14 protein-coding genes are annotated in these 13318 nt (G+C 63.8%); all 14 read left to right on the top strand.

Annotated features, from left to right (window positions below; translation table 11 throughout):
- The first annotated feature begins 86 nt into the window (after nt 1-86).
- Nucleotides 87-374 (top strand): hypothetical protein, encoded by a 288-nt coding sequence (locus ACFX5Q_RS16265; protein WP_006204491.1) that lies wholly within the window; start codon nt 87-89, stop codon nt 372-374.
- 12 nt (nt 375-386) lie between these two features.
- Nucleotides 387-764: a hypothetical protein gene (locus tag ACFX5Q_RS16260; RefSeq protein ID WP_006204490.1), complete on the top strand. Its 378-nt coding sequence runs from the start codon at nt 387-389 to the stop codon at nt 762-764.
- 38 nt (nt 765-802) lie between these two features.
- Nucleotides 803-964: a hypothetical protein gene (locus tag ACFX5Q_RS16255; protein WP_404279559.1), complete on the top strand. Its 162-nt coding sequence runs from the start codon at nt 803-805 to the stop codon at nt 962-964.
- A 16-nt stretch (nt 965-980) separates the two neighbouring features.
- Nucleotides 981-2384 carry an APC family permease gene (locus ACFX5Q_RS16250; RefSeq protein WP_404279557.1) on the top strand — a complete coding sequence of 468 codons (1404 nt, stop codon included), beginning with the start codon at nt 981-983 and terminating at the stop codon, nt 2382-2384.
- 51 nt (nt 2385-2435) lie between these two features.
- Complete coding sequence (locus ACFX5Q_RS16245) at nt 2436-3125, top strand: hypothetical protein (RefSeq protein WP_404279555.1); 690 nt, start codon at nt 2436-2438, stop codon at nt 3123-3125.
- Nucleotides 3122-3451: a hypothetical protein gene (locus ACFX5Q_RS16240; RefSeq protein ID WP_404279553.1), complete on the top strand. Its 330-nt coding sequence runs from the start codon at nt 3122-3124 to the stop codon at nt 3449-3451. Before ACFX5Q_RS16245 ends, ACFX5Q_RS16240 begins: the two co-directional genes overlap by 4 nt.
- An 84-nt stretch (nt 3452-3535) precedes the next feature.
- A complete protein-coding gene (locus ACFX5Q_RS16235) occupies nt 3536-4432 on the top strand; it encodes a glutamine amidotransferase family protein (RefSeq protein WP_404279551.1) in 897 nt (298 codons plus the stop codon).
- A gap of 4 nt (nt 4433-4436) precedes the next feature.
- A complete protein-coding gene (locus tag ACFX5Q_RS16230; RefSeq protein WP_404279549.1) occupies nt 4437-5168 on the top strand; it encodes a protein GlxC in 732 nt (243 codons plus the stop codon).
- A gap of 6 nt (nt 5169-5174) precedes the next feature.
- On the top strand, nt 5175-6503 hold the full coding sequence (locus tag ACFX5Q_RS16225; protein ID WP_065518184.1) for an FMN-binding glutamate synthase family protein: 1329 nt from the start codon (nt 5175-5177) through the stop codon (nt 6501-6503).
- Nucleotides 6504-6538: 35 nt separating this feature from the next.
- A complete protein-coding gene (gene glnT / locus ACFX5Q_RS16220; protein WP_006204475.1) occupies nt 6539-7846 on the top strand; it encodes a type III glutamate--ammonia ligase in 1308 nt (435 codons plus the stop codon).
- A gap of 36 nt (nt 7847-7882) precedes the next feature.
- A complete protein-coding gene (locus ACFX5Q_RS16215) occupies nt 7883-9136 on the top strand; it encodes a sarcosine oxidase subunit beta family protein (RefSeq protein ID WP_404279546.1) in 1254 nt (417 codons plus the stop codon).
- Nucleotides 9137-9152: 16 nt separating this feature from the next.
- Nucleotides 9153-9428: a sarcosine oxidase subunit delta gene (locus ACFX5Q_RS16210; RefSeq protein WP_404279544.1), complete on the top strand. Its 276-nt coding sequence runs from the start codon at nt 9153-9155 to the stop codon at nt 9426-9428.
- Nucleotides 9428-12412: a sarcosine oxidase subunit alpha gene (locus ACFX5Q_RS16205; protein ID WP_404279541.1), complete on the top strand. Its 2985-nt coding sequence runs from the start codon at nt 9428-9430 to the stop codon at nt 12410-12412. Before ACFX5Q_RS16210 ends, ACFX5Q_RS16205 begins: the two co-directional genes overlap by 1 nt.
- On the top strand, nt 12405-13025 hold the full coding sequence (locus ACFX5Q_RS16200) for a sarcosine oxidase subunit gamma (protein ID WP_404279539.1): 621 nt from the start codon (nt 12405-12407) through the stop codon (nt 13023-13025). Before ACFX5Q_RS16205 ends, ACFX5Q_RS16200 begins: the two co-directional genes overlap by 8 nt.
- Nucleotides 13026-13318: the final 293 nt, after the last annotated feature.

The raw sequence follows: 13318 nt of genomic DNA, 5'->3' as shown, positions 1-13318 counted from the left end.
CAGAACTTATGAAAAAAATTTCACTCTCTTGAAAGAACGAAAAGCGCGGCCGATTCGGAAGCCGGCGTGAAAAAAGGGAGAAACCGATGTCCGACCTGCAGCAGCGCATCGAAGCGCTGTACCGTTCCGACGTGCGTGGTTCCGTGCTCCTGATCGTCTGCCTGTGGGCGACGATCCTCTTCGTCCTCGTGATGACATGGCCATACATCCCCCACGGCGGGATCAAGCTCGTCGTCGCGGTCGCCGCCGCCGCGGTGCTGATCTTCAACACGGCTGCCATCCTGGCGATGGTCAACCATTACAAGGAAGACAAGGACTTCATCTACGGGCTCGATATCAAGAACGCCGACGCGTACCGCAACCGCAAGTCCTGAGGGGTAGAAGAGATGTCCCGCTATAGACCGCCGGAGCAAAGCAAGGCCGGACAGGTTTTCGATATCGTCGTGGTGGTGGTCGCCATCTTCGTGGCGCTATGGCTGCCGCTCAAGCTCGGCCTGGCCGGCGCGGCAAAATCCATCGACGCGCTCGACGCCAAGACCTGGGAAGCGTTGGGCCAGAACCCGACCATGGCGTCGATCTGGGAGAAACTCGGCTACACGCCCGAGACCGCGCACGACATCATCCAGAACCGCTTCCACTATATCATCGACTGGCCGACGCTGATCATCATGGCGGCCGTCCTGATCGGCTATTTCGTCTTCCTGTTCCGCGCATCCGACCGCGAATACCGCGACGTCATCAACGAAAAGTTCGACGACAAATAACGAAAAGTTCGACGACAAATAACCGGGGAAGCACGCTCATGTGGATGGCAATCTCTTACGCATGCTGGGGCATCTCGATCGTGCTCGCGCTGTGGATGCTCTACGACTGGTTCAAGGTCGACACGACCTTCTCCGAGGATGTGCTGACCTCATCGCGCGAAGGCGAGCTTGAAGCCGTCTCCGAAAAACACCGGATCTGAGTGTGAGGATTGAACGATGACGGTCGCGGTTGAAACGGCGGAAACGGCAATCCACGGAGACAGGGTTTCGCTGCTTAGGGTGCTCGGGCCCGCCCATGTCTGGGCGCTCGGTGTCGGCATCGTTCTGGTCGGCGAATTCACCGGCTGGAATTTCTCGGCGGACAAGGGCGGTGCGCTGGCAGCGCTGATCGTCTGCTGGATCGTCGGGCTGCTCTACACCTCGGTGGCGATGATCGATTCCGAGGTGACGTCGACGGTTGCCGCCGCCGGCGGCCAGTATGCGCAGGCCAAGCACATTGTCGGGCCGCTGATGGCCTTCAACGTCGCGCTGTTCCTGGTGTTTGCCTACACGATGCTGGAGGTTTCCGATGCCATCCTGCTCGGCGACACGATCGTCGCCAAGGCAGGCGTCGAGGGACTCACCCACAATTCCTTCATTGCCGCCACCATAGTTGTGCTGGCGTGGCTGAATTACCGCGGCGTGCTGATGACGCTCAACGTCAACTTCATCATCACCGCTATCGCCTATATCTCGATCGTCATCCTGTTCTTCTCCGTCAGCCCGTGGACCCAAGGGGCGGTGCTGAAACTCAACGAGCTGGTCACACCCGGCAATGCGCTGCCCTATGGCTGGATCGGCGTGATCGCCGCCTTCCAGTTCGGCATCTGGTATTATCTCGGCATTGAGGGCACGACGCAGGCCGCCGAGGAAGTGCGCTCGCCGGCCCGTTCACTGCCCTACGGCACGATGGCCGGCATGATCACACTTCTGATCGCCGCCGCCATGACCTGGTATGTCTGCGCCTCGATGATGCCGTGGGAATATCTGGGGATTACCTATTATCCGCTGTGGGACGCGGGCAAACTGACCGGCAGCCCGCTGCTCGAGAACCTGCTGTTCATCGCGACGCTGCTGGCCGCACTCGCCTCGGCCAATGGCTGCATCAACGACGCGGCGCGGGCCTGGTTCTCGCTGGGACGCGACCGCTATCTGCCGAGTTGGTTCTCGGCGGTGCATCCGAAATACCGCACGCCCTACCGCTCGATCCTGTTCCTGCTGCCGATCGCGCTGGCCTTCGCCTTCATAGCCGACCTCAACCAGGCGATCACCTTCTCGATCCTGTCGGGCGTGCTGCAGTACACTTTCATGAGCATCAACATCGTTATGTTCAGGAAGAAGTGGCCGTTGGGCTCGATCCGCCGCGGCTACACGCACCCTTTCCACCCGCTGCCGGCGATCGTGCTGTTCTGCCTGTGCGTGGTGACGTTTTTTGCGATCTTCCTCGGCTTCGGCTCGCAGTTGATCGCCATGGTCGCCTTCTATTTCCTGATCTCACTGTGGTTCCACTTCTACCGCTACAAATTCGTGCGCCGCGGCGACCAGTTCACCATGCCGTGGCCGAAGCCGCAGGGCTATTGATCGAGACAGGACAGGCTCGCCCCAAGGCAGGGCGAGCCTTTGCATGACGGGATGTCTGAAGTGACGTCAGCATGGCTCGCCGGGGTGCTCGCCCTGGCTCTCGTTGTTCACATCGCCTGGCTTGCGCGCGCCAGCCGCAACAGGGCCTCGGCAGCACTTGCCGCCGACACAGTCAGCATCCGCACAATCGTCACCGATGCCGTCGACGTGTCGGACGGCACGGCCGGGGTCATCACCTGGGCGGGTTCGTGGACTGGCCAACGGGTGCAGATCCGCACCATCGTCGACACGCTGGCAACGCGAAAACTTCCGGCGCGCTGGCTGAGTGTCTCGATCACCGAGCCGGTCGCGGTACCTGCTACTTTCGACATGATGATGCGGCCGGGATCGCCGACGACATTCTCCAATTTCGATCATCTCGACCATACATTGCCCAAGGTCGCCGGATTTCCCGCCGAGGCGGTGCTGCGGACGGACCGCAAGGGTGTGTCCTTCCCGCAGGATATTATTGCCGGCCATCTCGAACTCTTCGCCGAGGGCCGCGCCAAGGAGTTGCTGATCACGCCGAAAGGCGTGCGCATCGTCTGGCTGCTGGCCGAGGCCGAGCGGGCACGCTACGGCGTGTTCCGGCAGGCCGAATTCGGCGCGACCGGCATTGATCCCAATCTGATCGCGAGACTGCTTACAGCCGCGTCGGCGCTTCGGGATGCCATCAACCAGAGTGAACGGCAGGCCGCATGACCAGTTCGACGACTTCAGCCGCGCCTGCAAATCCGTATCTCGTGCTCGGCGCGGCGATCGTTTTGCCGGCAAGCGGTCATGTCATTCTGGGCGTGCCGGTGCGCGGCCTGCAGTTCCTGTTCTTCTTGATCATCCTGGCCTGGGTGACGGCCAAGATTGCACCAGCCGACGCCAGCTTCATCGGCCGCCATGCCGGCGGCTTCCTGATCTATGCGCTGTCGATCCTGGATGCCTACAAATTGGCGCGCATCCCCCATGCGCAATGGCTTCACAGTACCCGCCGCGACGGCGATGATGCGCAGAGCGGCATTGAGCCGCATACGTAACTAGAGGAAAATTTTTTTCATATGATTGAATTTCGGCAACGCATTCGGTACATCATCTTCTAGCTGCAAACGTCGGAGGCTGACATGTGCGGAATCGTCGGACTTTTCCTTAAGGACAAGGCGCTGGAACCGAAGCTCGGCGCGATGCTGTCGGAGATGCTGATCTCGCTCAGCGACCGCGGTCCCGATAGCGCCGGCATCGCCATCTATGGCGCGCCGTCCGGCAACGAGGCCAAGATCACCATCCAGTCGGCCAAGCCCGAGCGCGATTTCCGCGGCCTCGACGCCGAAGTCGCCAAGGCCATCGGTGCGCCGGTAAGCATCGCGGTGAAGTCGACGCACGCCGTCATCAGGACCACGCCGGCCAAAATCGACGAGGCGCGCGAGACCATCCAGACGCTGCGCCCCGACATCCGCATCATGGGCGCCGGCGACGTGGTCGAGATCTACAAGGAAGTCGGCCTGCCGGAAGCCGTCGTCGATCGCTTCGACGTGCGCTCGATGACCGGCACGCACGGCATCGGCCATACCCGCATGGCGACGGAATCGGCGGTGACGACGATGGGCGCGCATCCGTTCTCGACCGGCGCCGATCAGTGCCTGGTGCACAATGGCTCGCTGTCCAACCACAACAATGTCCGCCGCGAATTGATCCGCGACGGCATGAAGTTCGAGACCGAGAACGACACCGAGGTGGCAGCCGCCTATCTCTCCTCCAAGATGGCGCATGGCAAGAATCTGGGCGAAGCGCTGGAAGGCACGCTCTCCGACCTCGACGGCTTCTTCACCTTCGTCGTCGGCACCAAGAACGGTTTTGGCGTGGTGCGCGACCCGATCGCCTGCAAGCCTGCCGTGATGGCCGAGACCGACCAATATGTCGCCTTCGGCTCCGAATATCGTGCGCTCACCAAACTGCCCGGCATAGACAATGCAAGGGTCTGGGAACCGGAGCCCGCAACCGTCTATTTCTGGGAGCATTGAGCTGATGCCGGCAACCAACGTGTCCAAGGCAACACGCGACCAAAGCCATGCGAGGGTGTTCGACCTCGCCGAACTGTCGCTGCGCGAGCTCAACCAGGCGCTCCACCAGCTGACCCCAGGCTCGAACGAAACGGCCTGGGAAGTGCTCAATCCGAAAGGCAGCCATTCGGTCGCCGTCGGCGTCGACCAGCCGGTCGCCATCGATGTGCGCGGCAGCGTCGGCTATTATTGCGGCGGCATGAATGCCGGCGGCGCCATCACCGTGCACGGCTCGGCCGGTCCCGGCGTGGGCGAGAACATGATGTCGGGCTCGATCACCATCAAAGGCGACGCCAGCCAATATGCCGGCGCTACCGGCCGCGGCGGACTGCTGGTCATCGAAGGCAACGCCTCGTCGCGCTGCGGCATCTCGATGAAAGGCATCGACATCGTCGTGCACGGCAATATCGGCCACATGTCGGCCTTCATGGCGCAGTCCGGCAATCTGGTGGTGCTGGGCGATGCCGGCGATGCGCTCGGAGATTCCATCTACGAGGCGCGGCTGTTCGTGCGCGGCAAGGTCGAGAGCCTAGGTGCGGACTGCATCGCCAAGGAGATGCGGCCCGAGCATATCGAGCTGCTGCAAGGCCTGCTCGACCGCGCCGGCGTCACTGGCGTCAAGCCGTCAGAGTTCAAGCGCTACGGCTCGGCGCGCACGCTCTACAATTTCAATATCGACAACGCCGACGCGTATTGAGGCAAGATGACCTATCGCAACCCGCCGACGACGCCGCGCAAATCCGCGACCTTCGACGACTACACGCTTTCCGAAATCCGCCGCGCCGCGGCGACCGGCATCTATGACATCCGCGGCGCCGGCGCCAAGCGCAAGCTGCCGCATTTCGACGACCTGCTGTTCCTCGGCGCTTCGATCTCGCGCTATCCGCTGGAAGGCTATCGCGAACGCTGCGACACCAGCGTGGTGCTCGGCTCGCGCCATGCCAAGAAGCCGATCGAGCTGAAGATCCCGATCACTATTGCCGGCATGAGTTTTGGCTCGCTCTCCGGTCCGGCCAAGGAGGCGCTCGGCCGAGGTGCTACGCTTTCCGGCACCTCGACCACCACTGGCGACGGCGGCATGACCGAGGAAGAGCGCGGCCATTCGAAGCAACTGGTCTATCAATATCTGCCGTCGCGCTACGGCATGAATCCGCGCGATTTGCGCCGGGCAGACGCGATCGAGGTGGTCGTCGGCCAGGGCGCCAAGCCCGGCGGCGGCGGCATGCTGCTCGGCCAAAAAATCTCCGATCGCGTCGCCGAGATGCGCACGCTGCCGAAAGGCATCGACCAACGCTCGGCTTCGCGCCATCCCGACTGGACCGGACCAGACGATCTCGAGATCAAGATCCTCGAACTGCGCGAGATCACCGACTGGGAAAAGCCGATCTACGTCAAGGTTGGCGGCGCCCGCCCCTATTACGATACCGCCCTTGCGGTGAAGGCCGGCGCCGATGTCGTCGTCGTCGACGGCATGCAGGGCGGCACCGCGGCGACGCAGGAAGTGTTCATCGAAAATGTCGGCCAGCCGACGCTTGCCTGTATCCGACCGGCGGTGCAGGCTCTGCAGGACCTCGGCATGCACCGCAAGGTGCAGCTGATCGTCTCCGGCGGCATCCGCAACGGCGCCGACGTCGCCAAGGCGCTGGCGCTCGGCGTCGACGCGGTGTCGATCGGTACGGCAGCCCTTGTCGCGCTCGGCGACAACGACCCGCGCTGGGAGGCCGACTATAACGAGCTCGGCACCACCGCCGGCGCCTATGACGACTGGCATGAAGGCCGCGATCCGGCCGGCATCACCACGCAGGACCCCGAACTGATGAAGCGGGTCGACCCGATCGCCGCCGGGCGGCGCCTGGCCAATTACCTGAAGGTGATGACGCTGGAGGCGCAGACGATTGCCCGTGCGTGCGGCAAGAACAGCCTGCACAATCTCGAGCCCGAGGATCTCGTCGCGCTCACCATCGAAGCCGCCGCCATGGCCGGCGTGCCGCTCGCCGGCACCAATTGGATACCGGGGAAGAACGGCTTCTAGACACCATCCAAAAATACCATAAGCGAGGAACTATAATGGGGAACGATCTCGCCGCATTCGCCAAGAAGCACGGCGTCAAATATTTCATGATTTCCTACACCGACCTGTTCGGTGGGCAGCGTGCCAAGCTGGTGCCGGCGCAGGCGATCGCCGACATGCAGAAGGACGGCGCCGGCTTTGCCGGTTTCGCTACCTGGCTCGACCTGACGCCAGCGCATCCTGACATGCTGGCGGTGCCGGATCCGGATTCGGTCATCCAGCTGCCGTGGAAGCCGGAGGTGGCCTGGGTCGCCGCCAACTGCATCATGGACGACAAGGAGGTCGACCAGACGCCACGCAACACGCTGAGGCGGCTGATTGCCGAGGCCGCCGGCGACGGCATGCATGTCAAGACCGGCGTCGAGGCAGAATTCTTCCTGATCTCGCCGGACGGCAGCGTGATCTCCGACCAGTACGACACGGCCTCAAAACCCTGCTACGACCAGCAGGCAGTGATGCGCCGCTACGATGTCATCGCCGAGATCTGCGACCATATGCTGGCGCTCGGCTGGGGCCCCTACCAGAACGACCATGAGGACGCCAATGGCCAGTTCGAGATGAACTGGGCCTTCGATGATGCTTTAGCCACCGCCGACAAGCATTCGTTCTTCAAGTTCATGGTCAGGTCCGTGGCCGAAAAGCACGGGCTGCGCGCCACCTTCATGCCAAAGCCCTTCCAGGGCCTGACCGGCAATGGCTGCCATGCGCATATCTCGGTGTGGGACAAGGCCGGCAAGACCAATGTCTTCGCCGACAATGCGATGGAGCTCGGTCTCTCGGCCAAGGGCAAGAACTTTCTCGGCGGCATCATGAAGCATGCCTCGGCGCTGGCCGCGATCACCAACCCGACGGTCAATTCCTACAAGCGCATCAACGCGCCGCGCACCATTTCGGGCGCCACCTGGGCGCCCAACACGGTGACCTGGACCGGCAACAACCGCACCCATATGGTGCGCGTGCCTGGCCCCGGCCGCTTCGAGCTGCGCCTGCCGGATGGTGCGGCGAACCCCTATCTGCTGCAGGCGGTCATCATTGCCGCCGGCCTCGACGGCATCCGCTCGAAGGCCGATCCCGGCAAGCGCTACGACATCGACATGTACCAGTTCGGCCATACGGTGAAGGGCGCGCCGAAGCTGCCGCTCAACCTGCTTGACGCGCTGCGCGAGTTCGACAAGGACAAATCGCTCAAAGCGGCGCTGGGTGAGGAATTCTCGTCGGCCTATCTAAAGCTGAAGCACCAGGAATGGAATTCCTATGCTTCGCACTTCACGCAGTGGGAGCGCGACCACACGCTGGATATTTAGCAGTCCCAGCGGTGTGAGCGGCCTCGGAATGATTTTATGAAATACTCGATCTTCTCGCTCGCCCGCGCCGCCCTTTCCGGCCACAAGAACTGGCAGCGCACCTGGCGCGACGCCACACCGAAGGATCGCTACGACGTGGTGGTCATCGGCGGCGGCGGCCATGGGCTGGCGACCGCCTGGTTCCTCGCCAGTGAGTACGGCATCAAAAATGTCGCCGTGCTGGAAAAAGGCTGGATCGGCTCCGGCAATGCCGGCCGCAACACCACCATCATCCGCTCCAATTACGGCCTGCCCGGCAATACCGGCTTCTACGAATTGTCGATGAAGCTGTGGGAGCGGATGGAGCAGGATCTCAACTACAACACGATGGTCAGCCAGCGCGGCGTCATCAACCTCTATCATTCCGACGCCCAGCGCGACGCTTATGCGCGACGCGGCAACACCATGCGCATCAACGGCATCGACGCCGAACTGCTCGACCTCGCCGCGGTCAGGAAGATGATGCCGTTCCTGAACTTCGACAATGCGCGCTTTCCCGTGCAGGGCGGGCTTTTGCAGCGACGCGGCGGCACGGCGCGGCATGACGCAGTCGTCTGGGGCTATGCCCATGCGGCAAGCGCGCTCGGTGTCGACATCATCCAGAATTGCGAAGTCACAGGTTTCACGCGCGATGCCAACGGCAAGGTGACCGGCGTCGAGACCTCGCGCGGCAGGATCGGCGCCGGCAAGGTCGGCATGGCGGTGGCCGGCTCTTCATCCCGTGTCGCAGCGATGGCCGGCTTGCGTTTGCCGATCGAAAGCCACGTGCTGCAGGCCTTCGTCTCCGAGGCGATCAAGCCGCTGCTGCCCGGCGTCATGACCTTCGGCGCCGGACACTTCTATGTCAGCCAGTCCGACAAGGGCGGGCTGGTCTTCGGCGGCGACATTGACGGCTACAACTCCTATGCCCAGCGCGGCAATCTGCCGGTGATGGAAGACGTCTGCGAGGGTGGCATGGCGCTGATGCCGATGATCGGCCGCGTGCGGCTGCTGCGCCAATGGGGCGGCATCATGGACATGTCGATGGACGGCTCGCCGATCATCGACAAGAGCCCGGTCGACGGGCTCTATCTCAACGCCGGCTGGTGCTATGGCGGTTTCAAGGCGACGCCCGGCTCCGGCCTGGTCTTTGCTCATCTTCTCGCCCGCGACACGCCGCACAAGGAGGCGGAAAAATTCCGCCTCGACCGCTTCCAGCGTGGCGCGATGATCGACGAAAAGGGCCAGGGCGCCCAACCGAACCTGCATTGAAGGCGGCTGAGAGAGCATGCGTATTGTCTGTCCCTTCTGCGGCGAACGCGAACTCGGCGAGTTCAGCTATCTGGGTGATGCCAGGCCGGCGCGGCCGGCGGCAGATGCCGGCGAAGACGCCGTCTTCGACTACGTCTATCTGCGCGACAATGTTGCCGGCGCAATGAGCGAGCACTGGTATCATGGTGGCGGCTGCCGGGCCTGGCTGAAGGTCACCCGAAATACGCTGACGCATGAGATTTCGGCGGTCGAGCCGGCGGCCGGCGCCGGCGCCGCCAAGGTTGGTGCGTGATGGTCGGCGGCCCACAGACACATCGGCTGAGCGGCGGTGGACTGATCGACCGCTCGGCGCCGCTGAGCTTCCGTTTCGACGGCAAGACCTTCGTCGGCTACCAGGGCGATACGCTGGCTTCGGCGCTTGTCGCCAACGGCGTCAAGCTGGTCGGCCGCTCGTTCAAATATCATCGCCCGCGCGGCATCCTGACCGCGGGCTCGGAAGAACCCAACGCGCTGGTCGAGTTGCGCACAGGCGCCAGACGCGAGCCGAACACCAAGGCGACGACGGCCGAGCTCTATGACGGGCTTGAAGCCGCCAGCCAGAACCGCTGGCCGTCGCTGCGCCACGATTTCATGGCGGTCAACCAGCTGTTCGCGCCGATCTTCGTCGCCGGCTTCTACTACAAGACCTTCATGTGGCCGGCGAAATTCTGGGAGGCGATCTACGAGCCGGCGATCCGCCGCGCCGCCGGCCTTGGCCGCGCCGCCGGCATTGCCGACCCCGATCATTACGACAAGGCCTGGGCGCATTGCGATGTGCTGATCGCCGGCTCCGGCCCGGCCGGGCTGGCGGCGGCATTGGCCGCCGGCCGTTCAGGCGCTCGCGTCATCCTGTGCGAAGAGGATTTTGCTCTCGGCGGCCGGCTGCTTGCCGACGGCGGCACCATCGATGGCCTGCCGGCGGCCGACTGGATTTCGCGGACGCTGGCTGAACTCGCAGCCCTCCCCGATGTCCGCATCATGACCCGCACGACGCTGTTCGGCGTCTACGACGGTGGCACCTACGGCGCGATCGAGCGGGTCAACGATCATGTGCTCTCCCCGCCGGAGCATCAGGTGCGGCAGCGGCTGTGGCGCATCGTGGCCAAGCGCTGCGTGGTCGCCGCCGGAGCCATCGAGCGGCCGATCGTCTTTGCCGGCAACGACACGCCGGGCGTGATGATGGCGTCGGCCATGCGGACCTATGTCACGCGCTATGCGGCGACGCCGGCAAAGCGCTTGGCGCTGTTCACCAACAACGAGCATGGCTGGCGCACGGTCGAAACAGTGCTCGACGCCGGATTGCAGATCGCGGCCGTGATCGATGCCCGGGCGGAGGTCTCGCCCGCCCATCGTTCGCTTGCTTCCAGGAACGGCTTCACCGTGTTGCACGGTTCGGTCAGCAGCGTCGACGGTGGCAAGGATGGCGTCCGCAAAATCGCCGTGTCGCTGACCGGCGGCGCGCGCGCCGAAGTCGAAGCCGACGGGCTTGCGGTTTCCGGCGGCTGGAACCCGGCGGTCGGACTCACCTCTTACCATCGCGGCCGGCCGAAATGGCGCGAAGACATCGCCGCCTTTGTGCCGGATGGCGCGCCTCCGGGCATGGTGGCGGCGGGTGCGGCCAACGGCGACTTTGGCCTTGGCGCCTGCCTTCGCGAAGGTTTTGCAGCCGGCGCTTCGGCCGCACGCGATGCCGGGCGTACTGGCAATTCGGGTACGGCGCCGAGCGCTGACGACGAGGCCTTTTCGCTGACCCCGCTCTGGCATGTCGCCGGCAAGGGCAAAGCCTTCGTCGATTACCAGCATGACGTCACCGCTTCCGATGTCGAGCTGGCGCAGCGCGAGGGCTTTGAATCGGTCGAGCATCTGAAGCGCTACACGACGCTCGGCATGGCGACCGACCAGGGCAAGACTTCGAACGTTGCCGGTCTCGCCATCATGGCCGCGGTGTCAGGCAAATCCATTCCCGAGACCGGCACGACGATCTATCGGCCTCCTTACGTGCCGGTCGCCATCGGCGCCTTCGCCGGTCACCACCGTGACGAGACTTTTCATGCGACGCGGCTGACGCCGTCGCATCACTGGGCGGCCGAACTGGGCGCCATCTTCGTCGACACAGGGTTGTGGAAGCGGGCGCAATGGTATCCGCGCGCCGGCGAGAAGGACTGGCTGGAATCGGTGACCCGCGAGGTCAAGGCGGTGCGCGGCGGCGTGGGCTTCTGCGATGTCTCGACGCTCGGCAAGATCGATGTGCACGGACCGGACGCCGGCGCCTTCCTCGACCGCGTCTACATCAACACCTTCTCCAACCTTGCCGTCGGCAAGGCGCGCTACGGGCTGATGCTGCGCGAGGATGGCCTGGTCTATGACGACGGCACGACGTCGCGGTTGGCCGAGGACCGTTATTTCCTGACCACCACCACCGCCAAGGCCGGGCTGGTGATGCAGCATCTCGAATTCTGCCGCCAGGTGCTGTTCCCCGAGCTCGACGTGCAGCTGACCTCGGTCTCCGACCAGTGGGCGCAATTCTCCGTCGCCGGACCGAAGACCCGTGATCTGCTCAAGGAAATCGTCGATCCGGCCGAGGACCTGTCGAACGAAGGCTTCCCGTTCATGGGCGCACGCGAAGTGGCGCTGCGTGGCGGCATCAAAGCCAGGCTGTTCCGTATCTCCTTCTCCGGAGAGATGGCGTTTGAGATTTCGGTGCCGGCGCGTTACGGCGAGGCGCTGGTGCGCAATCTGATGCAGGCCGGAAAGCAATTCGGCGTGACCCCGTACGGCACCGAGGCGCTCGGTGTCATGCGCGTCGAAAAGGGCCATGTCGCGGGACCGGAACTGAACGGCACGACGACCGCCGCCGATCTCGGGCTCGGCAAGATGATGTCGACCAAGAAGGACTTTATTGGCCGCGTCATGGCCGGCCGCGAGGCGCTGATCGCGCCGGACCGGCAGGTCGTGGTCGGCATCAAGCCGACGGACAAGGCGCGCCGCCTGCGCTCCGGCGCGCATATCATTCCGAAGGGCCAGAAGCCTGGCCCGGACAACGACCAGGGCTATGTCACCTCGGTCTGCTTCTCGCCGATGCTCGACCAGTGGATCGGGCTCGGCCTGGTCGAACGCGGCCGCGAGCGCATCGGCGAAATCGTCCATGCGCATGATCCGCTGCGCGGCGAAGATTACGATGTCGAGCTCTGCAATCCCGTCTTCTACGATCCGGATGGAGGGCGCCAGCGTGGCTGAGTTTTCCTGGGAAGTCCGCAGCCCGCTCGAACGGGCGCTCGTCGCAGGGCCGTATGGCGTGCGCGGCGATGCCGGCGTGTCGCTGACCGAGATCCGCAAATTCGACCTCGTCCAGGTAATGGCGCGGCGCGGCAAGGCGGCTGACATGGCAGGGGCTGCGAGGGCCCGCTTTGGTGTCTCTGCCCCGGACAGGCCCAAGGCCGTCAGCGCGGCGGATGCAATGCTGATCTGGTCGGGACCCGACCAGATCCTCGCGCTGTCGAAAGGCGGCAAGCATGCGATGGACGCACTGGGGCAGGCATTCGTGGCCTCGACTTCGCTATCGGACCAGTCGCATGCGCGCGTGCTGATCAGTGTGTCGGGCGCCAAGGCGCGCGCCATGCTCGCCAAGCTGACGTCGATCGATCTTCACCCGGCGACATTCCCGATTGGCGCCGCAGCCGCGACCTCGATGGATCACACCAGCGTCACGCTCTGGCGCGGCGATGACCGTGACGGACAGGCAGTGTTCAACCTTCTGGTGTTCGCGACCTTCGCCGAGAGTCTGTGGCACACGATGCTGGATTCTGCTGCGGAGTATGGCGTCAACATCGGCCATTCCGATGAACTTTAGTTCGATAATTGCAGATCTCCGCGCCGCCCCTCATTGCCCTGCCGGGCATTTCTCCCCGTAAACGGGGAGAAAGACGCTGGCCGCGACGCCGCGCCATCTCTACGACGTTAGAGATTGGCGAAAGCCATGGCGACGTCGTCCTTCGCCCCGTTTACGGGGAGAAGATGGCGGCGGCCAGATGAGGGGCAGCGCCGACGATCGCGAAGCTGATTGGTGAAATTCAACCTGGCCGACCGCGTCCAAAAGGCCACCTCCACCTTGCCAAATCCAACCGCACTGCTATTCTTGCTGCT

The organism is Mesorhizobium sp. IMUNJ 23033 (genome assembly GCF_044778005.1).
Classification (GTDB): domain Bacteria; phylum Pseudomonadota; class Alphaproteobacteria; order Rhizobiales; family Rhizobiaceae; genus Mesorhizobium; species Mesorhizobium amorphae_A.
The sequence above is the reverse complement of the archived record's forward strand: the minus strand, read 5'-3'. Positions and strand labels throughout refer to the sequence as shown.

Coding starts and splice junctions, on each gene's coding strand:
- ACFX5Q_RS16265 (WP_006204491.1), top strand. CDS start 87: ATGTCCGACCTGCAGCAGCGCATCGAAGCGCTGTACCGTTCCGACGTG.
- ACFX5Q_RS16260 (WP_006204490.1), top strand. CDS start 387: ATGTCCCGCTATAGACCGCCGGAGCAAAGCAAGGCCGGACAGGTTTTC.
- ACFX5Q_RS16255 (WP_404279559.1), top strand. CDS start 803: ATGTGGATGGCAATCTCTTACGCATGCTGGGGCATCTCGATCGTGCTC.
- ACFX5Q_RS16250 (WP_404279557.1), top strand. CDS start 981: ATGACGGTCGCGGTTGAAACGGCGGAAACGGCAATCCACGGAGACAGG.
- ACFX5Q_RS16245 (WP_404279555.1), top strand. CDS start 2,436: ATGTCTGAAGTGACGTCAGCATGGCTCGCCGGGGTGCTCGCCCTGGCT.
- ACFX5Q_RS16240 (WP_404279553.1), top strand. CDS start 3,122: ATGACCAGTTCGACGACTTCAGCCGCGCCTGCAAATCCGTATCTCGTG.
- ACFX5Q_RS16235 (WP_404279551.1), top strand. CDS start 3,536: ATGTGCGGAATCGTCGGACTTTTCCTTAAGGACAAGGCGCTGGAACCG.
- ACFX5Q_RS16230 (WP_404279549.1), top strand. CDS start 4,437: ATGCCGGCAACCAACGTGTCCAAGGCAACACGCGACCAAAGCCATGCG.
- ACFX5Q_RS16225 (WP_065518184.1), top strand. CDS start 5,175: ATGACCTATCGCAACCCGCCGACGACGCCGCGCAAATCCGCGACCTTC.
- glnT (WP_006204475.1), top strand. CDS start 6,539: ATGGGGAACGATCTCGCCGCATTCGCCAAGAAGCACGGCGTCAAATAT.
- ACFX5Q_RS16215 (WP_404279546.1), top strand. CDS start 7,883: ATGAAATACTCGATCTTCTCGCTCGCCCGCGCCGCCCTTTCCGGCCAC.
- ACFX5Q_RS16210 (WP_404279544.1), top strand. CDS start 9,153: ATGCGTATTGTCTGTCCCTTCTGCGGCGAACGCGAACTCGGCGAGTTC.
- ACFX5Q_RS16205 (WP_404279541.1), top strand. CDS start 9,428: ATGGTCGGCGGCCCACAGACACATCGGCTGAGCGGCGGTGGACTGATC.